Origin of the sequence: Pseudomonas koreensis (assembly GCF_024169245.1) — a bacterium.
In the GTDB taxonomy this organism is placed as follows: domain Bacteria; phylum Pseudomonadota; class Gammaproteobacteria; order Pseudomonadales; family Pseudomonadaceae; genus Aquipseudomonas; species Aquipseudomonas koreensis_F.
The window spans coordinates 3773336-3787096 of sequence record NZ_JALJWP010000001.1 but is presented as its reverse complement, the minus strand read 5'-3'; the positions used below and the strand labels follow the sequence as shown (position 1 = coordinate 3787096).

Annotated in this window: 14 protein-coding genes; 6 read left to right on the top strand and 8 right to left on the bottom strand. The window is 61.7% G+C overall.

The genetic code is table 11. From position 1 onward, the window contains the following. Nucleotides 1–58 precede the first annotated feature (58 nt). Both J2Y90_RS26635 and J2Y90_RS16845 read left to right on the top strand, forming a co-directional pair. Complete coding sequence (locus tag J2Y90_RS26635; RefSeq protein ID WP_253500930.1) at nucleotides 59–979, top strand: AraC family transcriptional regulator; 921 nt, start codon at nucleotides 59–61, stop codon at nucleotides 977–979. Between the two features lie 51 nt (nucleotides 980–1030). Further along, complete coding sequence (locus J2Y90_RS16845; protein WP_253505195.1) at nucleotides 1031–1483, top strand: thiol-disulfide oxidoreductase DCC family protein; 453 nt, start codon at nucleotides 1031–1033, stop codon at nucleotides 1481–1483. Here J2Y90_RS16845 and J2Y90_RS16840 read toward each other — a convergent pair. Genes J2Y90_RS16840 through J2Y90_RS16825 form a run of 4 tightly spaced genes read right to left on the bottom strand, consistent with a single transcriptional unit; the run spans nucleotide 1466 to nucleotide 6988 of the window. Next, entirely contained in the window at nucleotides 1466–1963 is a 498-nt protein-coding gene (locus J2Y90_RS16840; protein WP_253500929.1) for a DUF2269 family protein, read from the bottom strand. The two genes, J2Y90_RS16845 and J2Y90_RS16840, sit on opposite strands and share 18 nt — an antisense overlap. A 1-nt stretch (nucleotide 1964) precedes the next feature. Next, nucleotides 1965–3092 carry a saccharopine dehydrogenase family protein gene (locus J2Y90_RS16835; RefSeq protein WP_253500928.1) on the bottom strand — a complete coding sequence of 376 codons (1128 nt, stop codon included), beginning with the start codon at nucleotides 3090–3092 and terminating at the stop codon, nucleotides 1965–1967. A 59-nt stretch (nucleotides 3093–3151) separates the two neighbouring features. After that, on the bottom strand, nucleotides 3152–3994 hold the full coding sequence (locus J2Y90_RS16830; RefSeq protein WP_253500927.1) for an autotransporter family protein: 843 nt from the start codon (nucleotides 3992–3994) through the stop codon (nucleotides 3152–3154). A 24-nt stretch (nucleotides 3995–4018) separates the two neighbouring features. After that, the gene (locus J2Y90_RS16825; RefSeq protein ID WP_253500926.1) at nucleotides 4019–6988 is read right to left on the bottom strand and encodes an autotransporter outer membrane beta-barrel domain-containing protein; all 2970 of its coding nucleotides are present in this window, start codon (nucleotides 6986–6988) and stop codon (nucleotides 4019–4021) included. A 252-nt stretch (nucleotides 6989–7240) separates the two neighbouring features. On the opposite strand from J2Y90_RS16825, the gene J2Y90_RS16820 reads away from it, so the two are divergent. Then, on the top strand, nucleotides 7241–7456 hold the full coding sequence (locus J2Y90_RS16820; RefSeq protein WP_253500925.1) for a PLD nuclease N-terminal domain-containing protein: 216 nt from the start codon (nucleotides 7241–7243) through the stop codon (nucleotides 7454–7456). A gap of 257 nt (nucleotides 7457–7713) precedes the next feature. Beyond that, a complete protein-coding gene (locus J2Y90_RS16815) occupies nucleotides 7714–8190 on the top strand; it encodes a hemerythrin domain-containing protein (protein WP_227974277.1) in 477 nt (158 codons plus the stop codon). A gap of 355 nt (nucleotides 8191–8545) precedes the next feature. Here J2Y90_RS16815 and J2Y90_RS16810 read toward each other — a convergent pair whose 3' ends face one another. The 3 genes from J2Y90_RS16810 to J2Y90_RS16800 all read right to left on the bottom strand — a co-directional run bounded on the left by J2Y90_RS16810 (nucleotide 8546) and on the right by J2Y90_RS16800 (nucleotide 11083). Next, nucleotides 8546–9472, bottom strand: a complete 927-nt coding sequence (locus tag J2Y90_RS16810; RefSeq protein WP_253500924.1) for a LysR family transcriptional regulator — start codon at nucleotides 9470–9472, stop codon at nucleotides 8546–8548. Beyond that, the gene (locus J2Y90_RS16805) at nucleotides 9469–10443 is read right to left on the bottom strand and encodes a quinone oxidoreductase family protein (RefSeq protein WP_253500923.1); all 975 of its coding nucleotides are present in this window, start codon (nucleotides 10441–10443) and stop codon (nucleotides 9469–9471) included. The genes J2Y90_RS16810 and J2Y90_RS16805 overlap by 4 nt, the downstream gene beginning before the upstream one ends. 151 nt (nucleotides 10444–10594) lie before the next feature. Then, the gene (locus J2Y90_RS16800) at nucleotides 10595–11083 is read right to left on the bottom strand and encodes an anti-virulence regulator CigR family protein (protein ID WP_253500922.1); all 489 of its coding nucleotides are present in this window, start codon (nucleotides 11081–11083) and stop codon (nucleotides 10595–10597) included. Nucleotides 11084–11201: 118 nt separating this feature from the next. On the opposite strand from J2Y90_RS16800, the gene J2Y90_RS16795 reads away from it, so the two are divergent. Beyond that, nucleotides 11202–11360, top strand: coding sequence for a DUF2986 domain-containing protein (locus J2Y90_RS16795; protein ID WP_253500921.1), 159 nt, complete (start codon nucleotides 11202–11204; stop codon nucleotides 11358–11360). A 1-nt stretch (nucleotide 11361) separates the two neighbouring features. On the opposite strand, the gene J2Y90_RS16790 is transcribed toward J2Y90_RS16795, so the two are convergent. Beyond that, nucleotides 11362–12573, bottom strand: a complete 1212-nt coding sequence (locus J2Y90_RS16790; protein WP_429459352.1) for an MFS transporter — start codon at nucleotides 12571–12573, stop codon at nucleotides 11362–11364. A gap of 130 nt (nucleotides 12574–12703) precedes the next feature. On the opposite strand from J2Y90_RS16790, the gene J2Y90_RS16785 reads away from it, so the two are divergent. After that, nucleotides 12704–13597, top strand: coding sequence for a LysR family transcriptional regulator (locus tag J2Y90_RS16785; protein WP_253500920.1), 894 nt, complete (start codon nucleotides 12704–12706; stop codon nucleotides 13595–13597). Nucleotides 13598–13761 lie beyond the last annotated feature (164 nt).

The window sequence follows — 13761 nt, the reverse complement described above, 5'->3', positions numbered from 1 at the left end:
CTTTCATTCTTGGCTAAGCTGTCGGGACGAACCAGTCTGATAAATCCAGGTTTCTGTCGTGATCATCCAAAATCCTGCTGGCGATCCACTCTCTGCCGTATTGGCGCTCTCTGAACTGCGCGCAGCCTGTTCGGTTCGTTTGCAGGCGGGTGGCATCTGGGCGCTGCGCTTTCAACCCATCGAACTGAAATTCAACGTGGTGCGACGTGGCGAATGCTGGCTGCGCATGCAGGGCATGCCGGCGCAGTTGCTGCAGGCCGGCGACTGTTTTGTGGTTTCGCGCACGCCGTTCATTCTCGCCAGCGGCGTCGATGTCGAAGCGGTGAATGCAGCGGATGTTTTCGCCCATGACGGTGCCTCGGCGACGTTCGGCGTCGGCGAGGGAGTCGAGTTGCTGGGAGGCAGCGTGTCGTTGTCGGGTCCAGGCGCGACGGAGCTGCTTGAGGTGCTGCCAACCTCGCTGATCATTCGCGCCGAGACCGCAGGCGCTTCGTCGTTCGGCTGGCTGCTCGATGAACTGGGCCGCGAATGGCCTTCGCAGCAGGCCGGCTCGCAGGCAATGTGCAACGACCTGCTGCGGCTGATCTTTATCCATGCGCTGCGCCATCACATCAACAGCGCCGATGCCGAACAACTGGCCTGGCTCGGTGGAATGCGAGAGCCGGCGATTGCCGGCGTATTGCGCGCCATTCACGCTGCTCCGGAGAAGCCTTGGCGCCTGACGCAAATGGCCGAGATGGCCTGCATGTCGCGATCGGGTTTCGCTGCGCTGTTCAAGACGCGCATGGGCCTGGCGCCGGTCGAATACGCCACACGCTGGCGGATGCGCGTGGCCGCGTTTCGCTTGCGCAATGGTCGGGACAATGTGGCGACGGTCGCCGCTTCGCTGGGCTATCTGTCCGACGCGGCTTTTGGCGCTGCCTTTCGCCGCGTTCATGGAAGATCGCCGGGGCAATACCGCCGCGATCCGTCGCTATAGAACAAGCGCCGGTTGATCGAGGTTATGATCGCGACAACCGCCGCCAAGGACATGCCTGCCATGAAAACCCGCCCTACCCCCGCGCCATTGCTCAAGCCCGGCGAAACCGTGGTGCTGTTCGACGGTGTGTGCAAGCTCTGCAACGGCTGGGCGCGCTTTTTGATACGCCACGATCACCAGCGCCGAGTACGGCTGGCGGCGGTGCAATCGCCCGAGGGCCAAGCGTTGCTGGCGTGGGCCGGTTTGCCGCTGGATGAGTTCGACACCATGGCGGTGATTCGCGACCGGCATTACTGGGAGCGTTCCGATGCGTTTCTGCAAGTGATCGGCCAATTGCCGGGGCGCTGGCAGCCGCTGAAACTGCTGCGGATCTTCCCGCGCCGGCTGCGCGACTGGGCCTACGATCGCATCGCGCTGAATCGCTATCGGCTGTTCGGCAAGTACAACACTTGCCTGCTACCAACAGCGGATCACGAAAGTCGTTTTCTAAAGGCCCACGGCTGATCCGATCAGTTGCAGCGGCGTCATCTTCGTCACCATCATCAGCACGATGACAAACATCCCGGCGAACCCGGCGACGCCCATCCAGAACCACCAGCGGTACGTGCTCGCGTAGCGATCATCCAGAGCCAGGCCACCCTCGCCCGCGCTCAGCGCGATGCTCTGCAAACGCTTTTGCAACACCAGCACCGGCAGCCACAACGCGCCCACACAGAAGAAAATGATCAGCGAAGTCAGCAGCCACTCCATGCTCATCGACAGCCCGGAAAGCCGCATCAGCAGATAGCCGGTGATGACCTGCACAACCCCAGCCGGCGTGGTGATCCACGTGTCAAAGCGCACCACCATCCGTGCGACATGGGCGATCACTTGCGGGTTGCCGGTGCGGCTGGCGGCGATCAGGTAGAGGTAGGAGCCCATGCCGAAACCAAAGAGGAAAATCGCCGCGATTACATGCAGGTACTTCAGGCAGAGATACACCATCTCAACGCTGCCCTTCGGCGAACTGCACCGACATGCTCAGATTGGCCGGATCGTTGATCGCCGCCAGATATTCCTCGACGCTGATCTCGCCAACACACGGCCGCGCGCCGGCCTGCGGTACATAACCCCGAGCCATTTTGGTTGCGAGGGCGACGGCGGCGCAGCTGGGGATTTCCGGGCCTTTGTCATTCAGCGCGGTGAGTTGCGCGGTCATGCTCAGCAGCTGGCCGTCAACACCGATGCCGCGAACATCAATGTACATCGCGCTCTTGCCATCGCCGAAGCGTTCAAACCACGTGCCCAATCGATGCAGGCGCGCCGCCCAGCGCCGATGATCGCGCACCAGACCGAAACGCAAAGCCTGCGCCAGCAAGGCGTTGGCAACGCCGCCGAGTTTCAGGCCGGCGCCGGCCTTGAAGCGCAGCGTCTGTGCTCCATAGCGGCGAGCGAAAATATCCATGTCCGGCACATCGACATTGGCCAGCACCCGCGTGCCCAGTTGCGGCATGCTGCGCAGGGTCAGATCGAGCCAGCCCAATACTTCGTGAACCTGGCCATTCTTCAATTGCCTGATCGGTTTGCCAGCGTAGGCGAGCACGCCCTCGACCGTGGACAGCCCCGGCATCTTCGCCGAGGAAGAAATGCCGTGCTCGATCGAATCGATTCGGGCAAAGCGCTGACGTTGCTGATCGATGATTGCCGAAGACAGGGTCGGCACCGAACTGCAACCGCTGAGCAGCGCCACACCAGCCTCCTTGGCGCGGGCGTCGAGTACATCAATGCCGTTGACGAAGGTGCGGCAGTCGGCCAGATCACAGTAATTGACCCCGGCGTCGATGCAGCTTTCAGCAACGGCGTAGGACTGCCCCTGAAACGGTCCACCGGTGTGCACCACCAACTGAATATTCAGCTCGCGTAACGCCGCTTGAAACTCCGCGCCCAGCGCATCGCCGCACCAGCCTTCGCACGGACGGCCCGATTGCGCCTGCAGCTCAGCGACCTTGCGCTGCAACTTGCGCGCATCGCGGCCGGATAACAGCAGCTCAATCTCTGGCATCAGCGCCAGATGCCGACAAACGATGCTGCCAAAATTGCCGTAACCACCGACGACCATCACCCTGAATGCCATTGCCCTGTCCCTGTTCCAGCCTAAACATGTGGCGCAGAGGATATAGGCCGCAGCGGCATTCAGAAATTTATTTTGAAACCCAGCATTGCGTCATAACCATGGCTGTCGCCATCAAAGCCCTGCCGATAACCGGCCGACGCGGTAAATGTCGTGCGTTGGTTGGCTTGATAATCGACCCCGACATTGACCTCGCCCCACGTGCCCTGAATGTCCGACTCGAACGGGATGTAACCCGACTCAGAGGAAAATTCAGTTTTCGGCTGGCCCTTGAACTCATGCCAGACGCTGGGGCGGATCCACGCGTTGGTGCGCCGCGCGCTCTTGTCGACGCCTTCGGTTTCCCAGTCCCTGGCGATGCGCACGCCGGCGCGGCCAACCAGCGAATCGACGTCCTTGAAACGCACCTTGGCGCCGGCGTCGTCGCTGCTGTCCAGATCAACGTAGCTGTAGATCGCCTGCAACTGCGGCTCGACGTACCAGTTTTTATCAAACTCATAGGGATAGCCGTTTTCCAGCGAGGCGGTGTAGCCCCAGCCACGGGTTTTCAGTTTTGCCAGGTCATTGGGCTTGGCTTCGATGTCGAAACGATTGACCTGCACCACGCCGTCCAGGTACCAGCCGGACGGGCCGAAGTGCGTCCAGTAGGCGCCGACACCATACGCGCGCAGTGTGTCTTCGCCGGCGGCGCGGCGTGTGTAATGGCTGACGCCGGCATTGATGGTGCCCGCCGACAGCGACAGGCCCGCCTGTTCGTGACTGCCGTCAGGGCGGACTTTGCGATAGAGATCGGTGCCGACCTGAAACGCGGTCAGGTCGTAGTTGTACTCCGGGGTGTTGCCCAAGGCATTCTTGCGATCGCCGTCCTGTTTGCCGCTGCGATAGATCACCCGGCCCCAGCCCATCGATGGCGCCAGGGTCGACTCATCTTATTTGGGCAACGGCTCGCCACGGTTCAGGCGTTCTTCGCCGACCCGTTCGTGAAGTGTGTCGACCATGGTCCGGCCGTAAACCAGCGCCAGCGCGGGCACGGCGCCGTAGAGCGACACTTCGGGCCGATAATTGGGTACCGGCGCCGGGCCGGGATCGGGGGCTGGATCAGGGCCCGGGCCGGGTGGACCGGGTGGAACCGGTGGGCTCGGTGGTGTCAGCGCATCCGAACGCAAGAACCAGGTATCCCGAGCGCTGCCATCCTCGGCGCCTTGTTGCAGACGATATTCATATGGCCCGGCGACCACACGGCGGGCGAGGCGGAATGCGTTGGCGTCGCTCGCGGCTTCGGTTTTATTCAGCAACTCGACCACGGCAATGCCATTGCCCTGAGTCAGATCGCCCTGCCCGCCGACATTGCGCACGACGACACCGGTGCCGCCGCTGGCGGTTGCCGTCGAGTCCACCACCAGCATGTCGGACAGGCTGTTGGCCCCGCCGTCATTGAGCGTGGTGTTGAGCAGCACGCGCCCGCCGTTCGACACAAACACCCCGCCGCCATCGGTGCCAGCGCTGTTGGCGCCGCTGATCAGCAAGACATTGCCAACCGTATTACCGCCCGCCGCCAGATCCAGCGTGCCGCTGTTGCTGAAACGGCTGACGCCGAGTATCTGCCCCTGCACCGCGCCGCCCGGTTTCGGCGTGTTGGCGGTTTGCCCCAACGGCAGATAAGCGCCGCTGCTGCTGAAGTTGACGATGCCGCTCGCCGGTTGCGCCGCCAGTTGAATCAGGCCGCTGTTGTCGATACTGCTGGAGCCCGCCGTGCCAAGGTTGCTCACCGCGACGTTCCAGCTGTCGCGAGTGCCGCTGCCGCTGCTGTCGAAAAAATTCCGCAGAATCCACGTGCCGCTGTTGGCAACTGTGCTGCTGGCGCTGACGGCACTCACCGAGCCGGTGATCTGACCGGTGTTGTTCAGCGCGAAGGTGCTGCCAGGCGTGGTCGCATCGGCGCGCACCGCCGAATCGCTGAGCCCACCGATGACACCAGTGTTGTTCAGGGTTTGCGTGGCGCCGCCCAGGGCGACCCCACTGCTGTCGGCCCAGCCACCTTGCAGGCTCGCACTGTTGCTGACGCTGACGTTGCCGCCCTCGGTCAGCGCATCAATGGCCGAGGAGCCGGTCCCGCGTGCGCTGATCGCGCCGCTGTTGCTTACCGTCACATCCGCCGCGCCGCTGGCCTGGGCGACAATGCCCTGACTGTTGCTGGCCCCGAGCGTCTGGATCGTCCCGGTGTTGATGATGTTCTGCGCGCCACTGACCGACAGCGTGCGAATGCCACGCTGCTGATCGCCACGCGCGACCAGTTCACCGCTGTTGCTGATATTGATCGTGCCGAGGCCGCTGCCGCCGTTGAAGGCGTTACCGGCCAGCAGCGCCGCTCCCGCGCCGTTGACGTCGATCAGCGGGCCGGTGAAGCGGATGCCGACATCGCCGCCGAGGGTCAGCGCCTGAATCCCGAACGCGCCGATGCCACTGCCATCGCCCGTTCCAGCGTCCGAATGGGTGATGATCGTGCCGCCAGCGTCGACATTCACTGTGCCGGTGGGCGACTGCGTCGAGGCGTAGATGCCGTTGCCATTGCTGTGCAAGGTTTCGATGCGATCGCCGCGATAGTTGACCTGGACATTGCCGCCGGTCGAGTCCACACGGATGCCGCCTGCGCCGAAGCCGCTGGCGAACAGATCGCCGGAATAATCGATCAGGGTGTTGTTCTCGGCACTGACGATGATTGCGTAGGCGCGGGTAGTGTTGGGGCTGCCGAAAACGTTGATATTGCCGCTACCGGTGACGCTGGCATCGCCGGTCCCACGCTTGATGATGTAGATCGCCCGCGAGCCGGCAGTATTGGCGGTGCTGCCAACGTTGAGTTCGGCGTTGTTTTCGACACTGATCGAACCGGTCGCGCCGACGTTGTCATTGGCGTAGATGCCGTGCGCAGCGCCGCCAGTGGTGGTGATCGCGCCGTTATTGACGATGGCGATGCTGCCCACCGTCGAGAACGAACGAATGCCAAAACCGTTCAAGCCGTTGGTGGTGATCGTTCCGCTGTTGGTCAAACGCGTGTTGCCGCTACCGCCCTCAGTGAAGATCCCGAAAGCGTTCATGCCGACACTCTGCACATTGGCGGCGCTGACCACGGTAGTGTTGCCACTGACTGCGCGGGTGTGCACGCCGGCGTGGTTGCCGATGCCAGCGGTCGGCAAGGTTTCATCACCGATCGGCGGGCCAGCGGATAGCGCATCGTCGTTGTTGACCAGAATGCTCACCCCGGCGCCGACATTGACGTTGGTCGCGCCGCTGCCAGTGGCCTTGGTCCAGATGCCGTTGCCACCGAGCAAGGTGATCTGACCGCTGCCCTGATGGTTAACGTTGATCGCCCCGCCGCCGCTGCCATTGATGTCGATGCCGTCGTGCTCGTTGCCGACCACAGTGTTGAGGATATTCAGCGTGGTGCCGGGGGTGACCGAGAACGTCGACGAACCTGTGCCGGCGTTGGTGATAGCCAAAGCGTCCAGCCCGTTGCCACCGACGTTGACCGTGTTGCTGCCGCCATCGAGCGTCAGGCTGGCATTGCCGCTGCTGCCGATCACGTTGGCGAACACGGCATTCGCCGCTGTCGGCGGTGTGCTGTTGATCGTGGTACCGCTCAGGCTCAATGTCGAGTTGGCGTTGTTGCCTCTGCTCAACAGCGAAGAACCAGCGGTGGTGGTGATGGTTGTGCCGGGCTGGGTGGCGATGGTCGCGTCGATGCCGGCGGCGGGAAGGCACGTTTGCGAAACGCTATAAGCCCCGGCCGCCAGCGGCCCGCAAGCGGCCTGTGCGTCACTCAACAGCAGGGCATTGGTCATGGCGACCAGCAAGGCGCTGCGCATGAAGTGCGGGGCGCCATGCCCATGAAAACCGTCCATTGAAAACCTCCCTGTCTCACGCTGAATGCCTGCGCAAACTGTAGGAGCGAGCCTGCTCGCGAAAGCGGTGTGTCAGTTTCAAATGATGGTGCCTGACACTGCGTTTTCGCGAGCAGGCTCGCTCCCACACGAACGTGCGGTGTCCGCGCTAACAACTCTAGTCGGTATTTTCAAGTGAGCGCCGCCGGGCAAAAAGAATGAACCCAACGCCCCTCTCGTCGCCTAACGCACAGACCATCAGGAGTTAAGCCTATGCAAATCGAAACCGTGTGGATCGTGTTAGCGGTCATTCTCGTGCTGATCGAGCTTTGGGCCATCAACCGGGTGCGCAAAAGCCAGGGGAAATCCAGCAGCAAAGGCGTGTGGATCGTGCTGATCGTGTTCGTGCCGCTGTTCGGCCTGATCGCTTGGGCACTGGCGGGACCCAAGCATATCGGGCGCGTTTCGCCTTCGCAGGCCAACCGCTGAAGCACCCGCGCAGGCCTGTTTCAAGCATCATCCACAGCCCGGCATTTGCCGGGCTTGTTATATGCAATGTCCGCCGAGAAGTTTTCTTGCAGGTTGCACGAAGGCGTTGTGCCTTCTTTTACGCCAGCCCTTTATTTACGCGGGGTAAGCTCGATCGCCGAGTTGGCATGAGTCATGCGATAGCCTCTCCCTGAATACACAGCAGCGCGAAAAAAAGAACGCTGTGTTCAATCCGTGAAAAGCAGAGGCGACAAAAAATGAATGCCATCGACCTTCTCAAAGCCGACCATGAAAAAGTAAAAGCCATCCTCAGCCAACTGAGTGAATCCACCGACCGTGCGCTGAAAAAACGCGTCGAGTTGCTGGGCAAACTGGAAATGGAAATCACCATCCATACCCGCCTGGAAGAAGAGATCCTGTATCCCGCGTTCAAGGAAGCCGGCAGCAAGGAAGAAGACATCATGTACTACGAAGCCAAGGAAGAGCACCGCACTGTGGATTCGCTGGTACTGCCTGATCTGAAAGAGACGGATCCAGGCACCCCGGAATTCGCCGGCCGGGTCAAAGTGGTCAAGGAGCTGCTGGAGCACCACATCGAAGAGGAAGAAGAGGAAATGTTTCCCAAAGCGCAAAAGCTTCTGGGCAAAGCCAAGCTCGAGGAACTGGGCGCGCAAATGGAAGCCCTGAAGGCGAGCCACAAAAAGGAAATGGCGGCCAACAACATCGCCGCTTAAAGCGCGGAAGACCCCGAAGCCCGGCATCGATGCCGGGCTTTTTTTGTGCCGCCGACACTGGATTTCCTGTGTGGGCGCAATCCCGAACACACCGCGAACTCTGTAGGAGTGAGCCTGCTCGCGATAGCGTCAGGTCAGCCAGAGCATCTATGACTGACACTCTGCTTTCGCGAGCAGGCTCACTCCTACAATTGGATTTGTGGTGTTCGGAATTTTCTGAGTAAACCACAAACCCTGTAGGAGTGAGCCTGCTCGCGATAGCGTCAGGTCAGCCAGATCAACTATGACTGACACTCCGCTATCGCGAGCAGGCTCACTCCTACAGGGGCGGGGGTGGCGCTGAAGGCTGTGGTGTTCAGAGGGCCCAAGGTGGCGCCGGATCGAATTTCGCTTCGATCCATTCCTTGAACGCCACCACCGCCGCCGCCGGAAACCGTGATGACGGTCTGACCAGATAAACGCCGCCCGCCGAATCCAGCTGCCAGTCGGGCAGCACCTGGATCAACCGCCCAGCCGCCAACTCGCGGCTCATCAGCCAGTCGCCAGCGCCGAGTATGCCGGCGTCGGCGCGGGCGGCGGCGAGCAGGGATTCGCTGTCGCTGGCGGTCAGATTGCCGCGAGGGGTGATGGTCTGCAGTTCGTTGCCGCGATACAGGCGCCACAACGGGAACGACGCCAGCCCGCTGAAGCGCAGGCAATTGTGCTGCAGCAGATCCTGCGGGGTTTGCGGCATGCCGTGCGCGTCGATGTAGGCCGGCGATGCACAGAGAATCCGTCGGTGGTCGCTGAGCTTTTTCGCGATCAGCCGATTGTCGTCCAGTTCGCCGATGCGGATGGCCGCATCAAAGCCCTGCTCGATGATGTCGACGAGGCCTTCGCTGTAATCGGCGATTACCGAAACGTGCGGATGGGCCTTGAGAAATTCCGGCAGCAGCGGCCCCAGCCACAAGCGCCCCATCGCCGCCGGCAAGGCCAGGCGCAACGTGCCGCGCACTTCGCTGGCGCCCTGCACCGCTTGTTGCTGCGCCTCGTTCATCAGCTCGACGGCTGCGCGCAGGCGCTGTTCGAGTTGCAGGCCGGCCTCGGTGATGCGCACATGTCGGGTCGAGCGCTCGACCAGCCGCACGCCCAGACGTTTCTCGATGGCGGCGAGGCGCTTGGACACGATGGTCGGATGGCGTTGCAACAAACGGCCCGCCGCGACAAACGAGCCTTGTGCGGCGACGGCGAGAAAGGCAGCGATCTCATCGCTGTGGGGATTGCTCAGAACATCCAGATTCATGGTTTTAGAATGATCGCCCCTGATGATCGCCCCGACTCGAGATCGGCATGCGCTCGCGCCGCATCGGCCAATGGATAACGCGCACGGATCTGCGGCGTGATGATACTGGCGGCAACAGCGGCCAACACATCTTGCGCACGTTCCTGATATTCCGCAGTTGTGGCTGTGTGTGCGGCCAGCGATGGACGGGTCAGGAACAGCGAGCCCTTGGCGTTGAGCGTGGCCATATCCACCGCTGCCGGCGCGCCGGTCTGTGCGCCGAACGAGACCATCAGTCCGCGTGGGCGCAAGCTGTCCAGCGACGCCTGAAAAGACACCCGGCCAATCGGGTCATACACCACGTCGACCTTGAGCCCGTCGGTGATACGCAACACATCGGCGGCGAGGGTCTCGGCATTGAACACCAGCACTTCGTCACAGCCCGACGCGCGAGCCTTGTCGACACTGGCCTGTTTCGACACCACACCGATCACCGTCGCGCCAAGGTGCTTGGCCCACGGCACCATGATTTCCCCCAGCCCTCCCGCGACGCCATATAGCAGCATCGTCGTGCCCGGCCCGACCGGGTAAGTCGCTTTCAGCAGGTATTGCGCAGTGATGCCCTTGAACAGCACCGCCGCCGCGTCTTCGAACGACAACTCCTCGGGGATTTTCACCAGCCGCTCTGCCGGAAACAACCGCGCCGAGGCGTAACCGCCCAAAGGACCCGTAGCGTAAGCGACCCGATCCCCCACGCGGACATTGCTCACACCAGCACCGACAACCGAAACCCGGCCCGCGCCTTCCAGACCCAGCCCGGATGGCAGCGCCACCGGCACCGCCCCTTTGCGTTGGCTGACGTCGAGGTAATTGACGCCCACCGCCTCTTGCTCCAGCCAGACTTCGCCGGGACCGGGGGCTTGCTCGCTGACCGTTTGCAGTTGCAACACATCCGGAGCGCCCGTTTCGGTGAAGCGGATTGCGTTGACCATGTTGATCTCCGTTCAGTCGTTTATCGTTCAGCTCAGTCTGAAAGCTCAGGATTCCACGAACAAGCCGGAATGAATGCAGTTCATTGCTGCACAGCTTGCAGCAATACACGCATAAAAAGGAGCGGCACATGCTGCCACTCCTCACCGCGAATTAATCGAACGCACCATTGAGAATTTCGTAAACCAGCCCGGTGGCCAGCGCAACGAGAATCAGGTCGGTGCCCACCTGTTGCCATTCGTAGCCATCATAGTGAGGCAAGTGGCCGAGCATCCGCCCGTCCAGCTTCTTGGCGATGCCCGGGGGCAACGGTTTGCCCCGCGCCAGATTCTTTTGAATGCCGGGTGGTAGCGGCGGTTCCGGATTCCAGTATCCGCGATAACCATCGATGATGCCGAGAATATTGCCCCGGTCAACGCTCGGACCGCCGCCGCGATTGCCCGAGGATTGCTGGCCCTTGTTGCCATTGCCTTGGCCGCCCCCGCCCTGTTTGCCGTGATCCTGCACGTTCTGCGGTTTGCCTTTGCCGTTGCCCTGTCCACCCTGGCCCTTGCCATTGCCGGGGTCGGCCAGCGCCGTCGTGCTGCCCACTATCAGCGCGAGGCAGGATAACGCGGCAATCAATCTGCGAGCTTTTCTCATGGACGGTTCCTTCGGTTCGCGGGTCTGAAGCATTGTGCTCAGCTTAGTGGATTTCTCCTTGCTGACCACTCGGCCTTGCGTCAGGATTCCCACCCTCTCCACCCGCAATCGAAAAATCATGAATCGTCAAAAGAAGCTACAGCAGCTGTTCAAGGAAAAGGCCAAAAAGGCCAACGCCAAACTGGCGCCGAAAAAGCCCAAATATATCTGCAAGGCCGATCGCCTGAAGCTGGAAGCCGAAGCTGCGCAGGCGCCGGTCGAGAACATCGAAAGCTGAGTCAGGCTGTCTGCCGCGACGTCAGCCACGTCATCAGCGCCGCCAGCACCAGCAACGCCGCGCTGGCGAAGAAGGTCAGCCGATAACCGCTGCCGTCGAACAGCAGACCGCCGACGGTAGACCCCGAAGCGATCGACAACTGCACCACCGCCACCATCAACCCACCGCCCGCTTCGGCATCGTCGGGCAGCGTGCGCGCCAGCCACGACCACCAGCCGACCGGCGCGGCGGTCGCGATCAATCCCCATAAGCCCAGCAACACGAATGCCGCGATCACTGAGCTGCCCAGCCCGATCAGCGCCACAGCGATCATCGCCATCAACAGCGGAATGGCGATCACCACTCTGTACAAACCTGACTTCAGCACTGACCCGATGACCACGGTGCCGATGAACCCGGCCACACCAATGACCAGCAGAATCATCGACAGCACCGAAACGTCGACCCGGGTAACAGTTTCGAGAAACGGTCGCAGATAGGTGAACAGCACGAACTGGCCCATGAAGAACAGCCCGGCGCCGAACATGCCCAACGCCACCCGGCGACTTTTGAACAAGGCGAAAACATTGCCAGCATTCGCCTTGCGCGGCGCAGCGGGGAGCGCGGGCAGGCTGATCCACTGCCAGAGCAGCGCAATCAGCGCCACCGGTATCAGGCAGAAAAACGCCCCGCGCCAGCCCATCAGAATGCCGAGATAACTGCCCAACGGCGCCGCCACCACCGTGGCCAAAGCATTGCCGCCGTTAAAAATCGCCAGAGCCTTAGGCACGCTGGCAGGCGGCACCAGGCGCATGGCCAGCGCCGCCGACATCGACCAGAAGCCGCCGATCACCACGCCGATCAATGCGCGGCCGATCATGTACACCGTGTAGTTGGGCGCCAGAGCGACCACCAGCCCGGAGGCGCACATCAGCGCGGTCAACAGCAGCAACAGGCTCTTGCGATCCATGGAGCCGGCGAGCCTGGTGATCGTCAGGCTGGTCAGCACCGCGAACGCGCCGGAAATGGCGATGCCGTATCCGGCCAGGCCTTCGCTGATGTGCAAATCCGTTGCCATCGGCGTGAGCAGACTGACCGGCATGAATTCGGAAGCGATCAGCGCGAATACACACAAGGTCATCGCGAACACGCCGCTCCAGTACGCCGGCTGCTCGCCAGCCGAGGACGTGCCCATGGACTGGGCTGTCGGGTTATCAATTACTTGGGCAGTCATGAAAAACCTGCTTTGGAGAAGAATCGGGCGCGGCATTTCTGCCGCGCTACTCAGGCTGCAAAGCTTGACGGATTGGGCTTAACTTGATTAGTAACCGTAATCTTCATGTGCTTTTGAGAAAAATTCAGCAATGAGCAACGCCAAAGTCAACGACCTCCAGGCATTTCTGGCGGTGGCGCAGGAGCAGAGTTTCACCAAAGCCGCCGCGCGCCTCGGCGTTACGCCGTCAGCGCTGAGCCACACAGTTCGCGCGCTGGAGCAGCGCCTGGGCATTCGCTTGCTCGCCCGCACTACGCGCAACGTCTCGCCGACCGAGGCCGGCGAGCGCCTGATGCGTTCGATTGCGCCACTGTTCGAGCAGATCAGCGCCGAGCTCGAAGCCCTCGGTGAACTGCGCGACAAGCCCAGCGGTACTATCCGGATTTCCTGCACGGACGATCAGATCGAGTTGTGCATCCGGCCGATGCTTACCGGATTTCTGAAGGACTACCCGGACATCACGTTGGAGTTCTACGTCGATTATGGCTTCACCAATGTGGTCAAGGAGCGCTTCGACGCCGGTATCCGTCTGGGCGAGTCGATCAGCAAAGACATGATCGCCGTACGTATCGGCCCGGACTGGCGCCTGGCCGTGGTCGCCTCGCCCGATTACTTCGCCCGCCACCCGCCCCCCGCCACGCCTCATCAGTTGATGGAGCACACCTGCATCAACATCCGCCATCAACCGGCCGGCGCGATTTACGCCTGGGAGTTCGCGCACAACGGTCAGGATTTCAGCGTGAAGGTTGACGGGCAACTGGTGTTCAACAGCATCATGCATGTGCTCAATGCCGCCGTGGATGGTATCGGCGTGGCGTACGTGCCCGAGCAATTGGTCGCGCCGTATCTGGCGAATGGACGATTGGTGGAAGTGTTGAGCGACTGGTGCCCGACGTTTCAGGGGTATCACCTGTATTACCCGAACCGGCGCCAAGGCTCGGCAGCGTTCGCGGCGTTTGTCGAAGCGTTGAAATACAATCACTGACATAACAAATCACCTAAGCCAAACACCGATTCCCTGTGGGAGCGAGCCTGCTCGCGAAGGCGCCAGATCAGATACATCCGCGTTGAATGACACACCGCTTTCGCGAGCAGGCTCGCTCCCACAGTGGTCCGGGGCAAACCCACGATCTCCATCCCAAACAAAAC

What these genes read in the sequence shown, in the direction of transcription:
- J2Y90_RS16805 (WP_253500923.1), bottom strand. Translation starts at nt 10,443, where the DNA reads ATGGTCAACGCAATCCGCTTCACCGAAACGGGCGCTCCGGATGTGTTG.
- J2Y90_RS16845 (WP_253505195.1), top strand. Translation starts at nt 1,031, where the DNA reads ATGCCTGCCATGAAAACCCGCCCTACCCCCGCGCCATTGCTCAAGCCC.
- J2Y90_RS16820 (WP_253500925.1), top strand. Translation starts at nt 7,241, where the DNA reads ATGCAAATCGAAACCGTGTGGATCGTGTTAGCGGTCATTCTCGTGCTG.
- J2Y90_RS16795 (WP_253500921.1), top strand. Translation starts at nt 11,202, where the DNA reads ATGAATCGTCAAAAGAAGCTACAGCAGCTGTTCAAGGAAAAGGCCAAA.
- J2Y90_RS16825 (WP_253500926.1), bottom strand. Translation starts at nt 6,988, where the DNA reads ATGGACGGTTTTCATGGGCATGGCGCCCCGCACTTCATGCGCAGCGCC.
- J2Y90_RS16790 (WP_429459352.1), bottom strand. Translation starts at nt 12,573, where the DNA reads ATGACTGCCCAAGTAATTGATAACCCGACAGCCCAGTCCATGGGCACG.
- J2Y90_RS16815 (WP_227974277.1), top strand. Translation starts at nt 7,714, where the DNA reads ATGAATGCCATCGACCTTCTCAAAGCCGACCATGAAAAAGTAAAAGCC.
- J2Y90_RS16840 (WP_253500929.1), bottom strand. Translation starts at nt 1,963, where the DNA reads ATGGTGTATCTCTGCCTGAAGTACCTGCATGTAATCGCGGCGATTTTC.
- J2Y90_RS16785 (WP_253500920.1), top strand. Translation starts at nt 12,704, where the DNA reads ATGAGCAACGCCAAAGTCAACGACCTCCAGGCATTTCTGGCGGTGGCG.
- J2Y90_RS16800 (WP_253500922.1), bottom strand. Translation starts at nt 11,083, where the DNA reads ATGAGAAAAGCTCGCAGATTGATTGCCGCGTTATCCTGCCTCGCGCTG.
- J2Y90_RS16835 (WP_253500928.1), bottom strand. Translation starts at nt 3,092, where the DNA reads ATGGCATTCAGGGTGATGGTCGTCGGTGGTTACGGCAATTTTGGCAGC.
- J2Y90_RS16810 (WP_253500924.1), bottom strand. Translation starts at nt 9,472, where the DNA reads ATGAATCTGGATGTTCTGAGCAATCCCCACAGCGATGAGATCGCTGCC.
- J2Y90_RS16830 (WP_253500927.1), bottom strand. Translation starts at nt 3,994, where the DNA reads ATGGGCTGGGGCCGGGTGATCTATCGCAGCGGCAAACAGGACGGCGAT.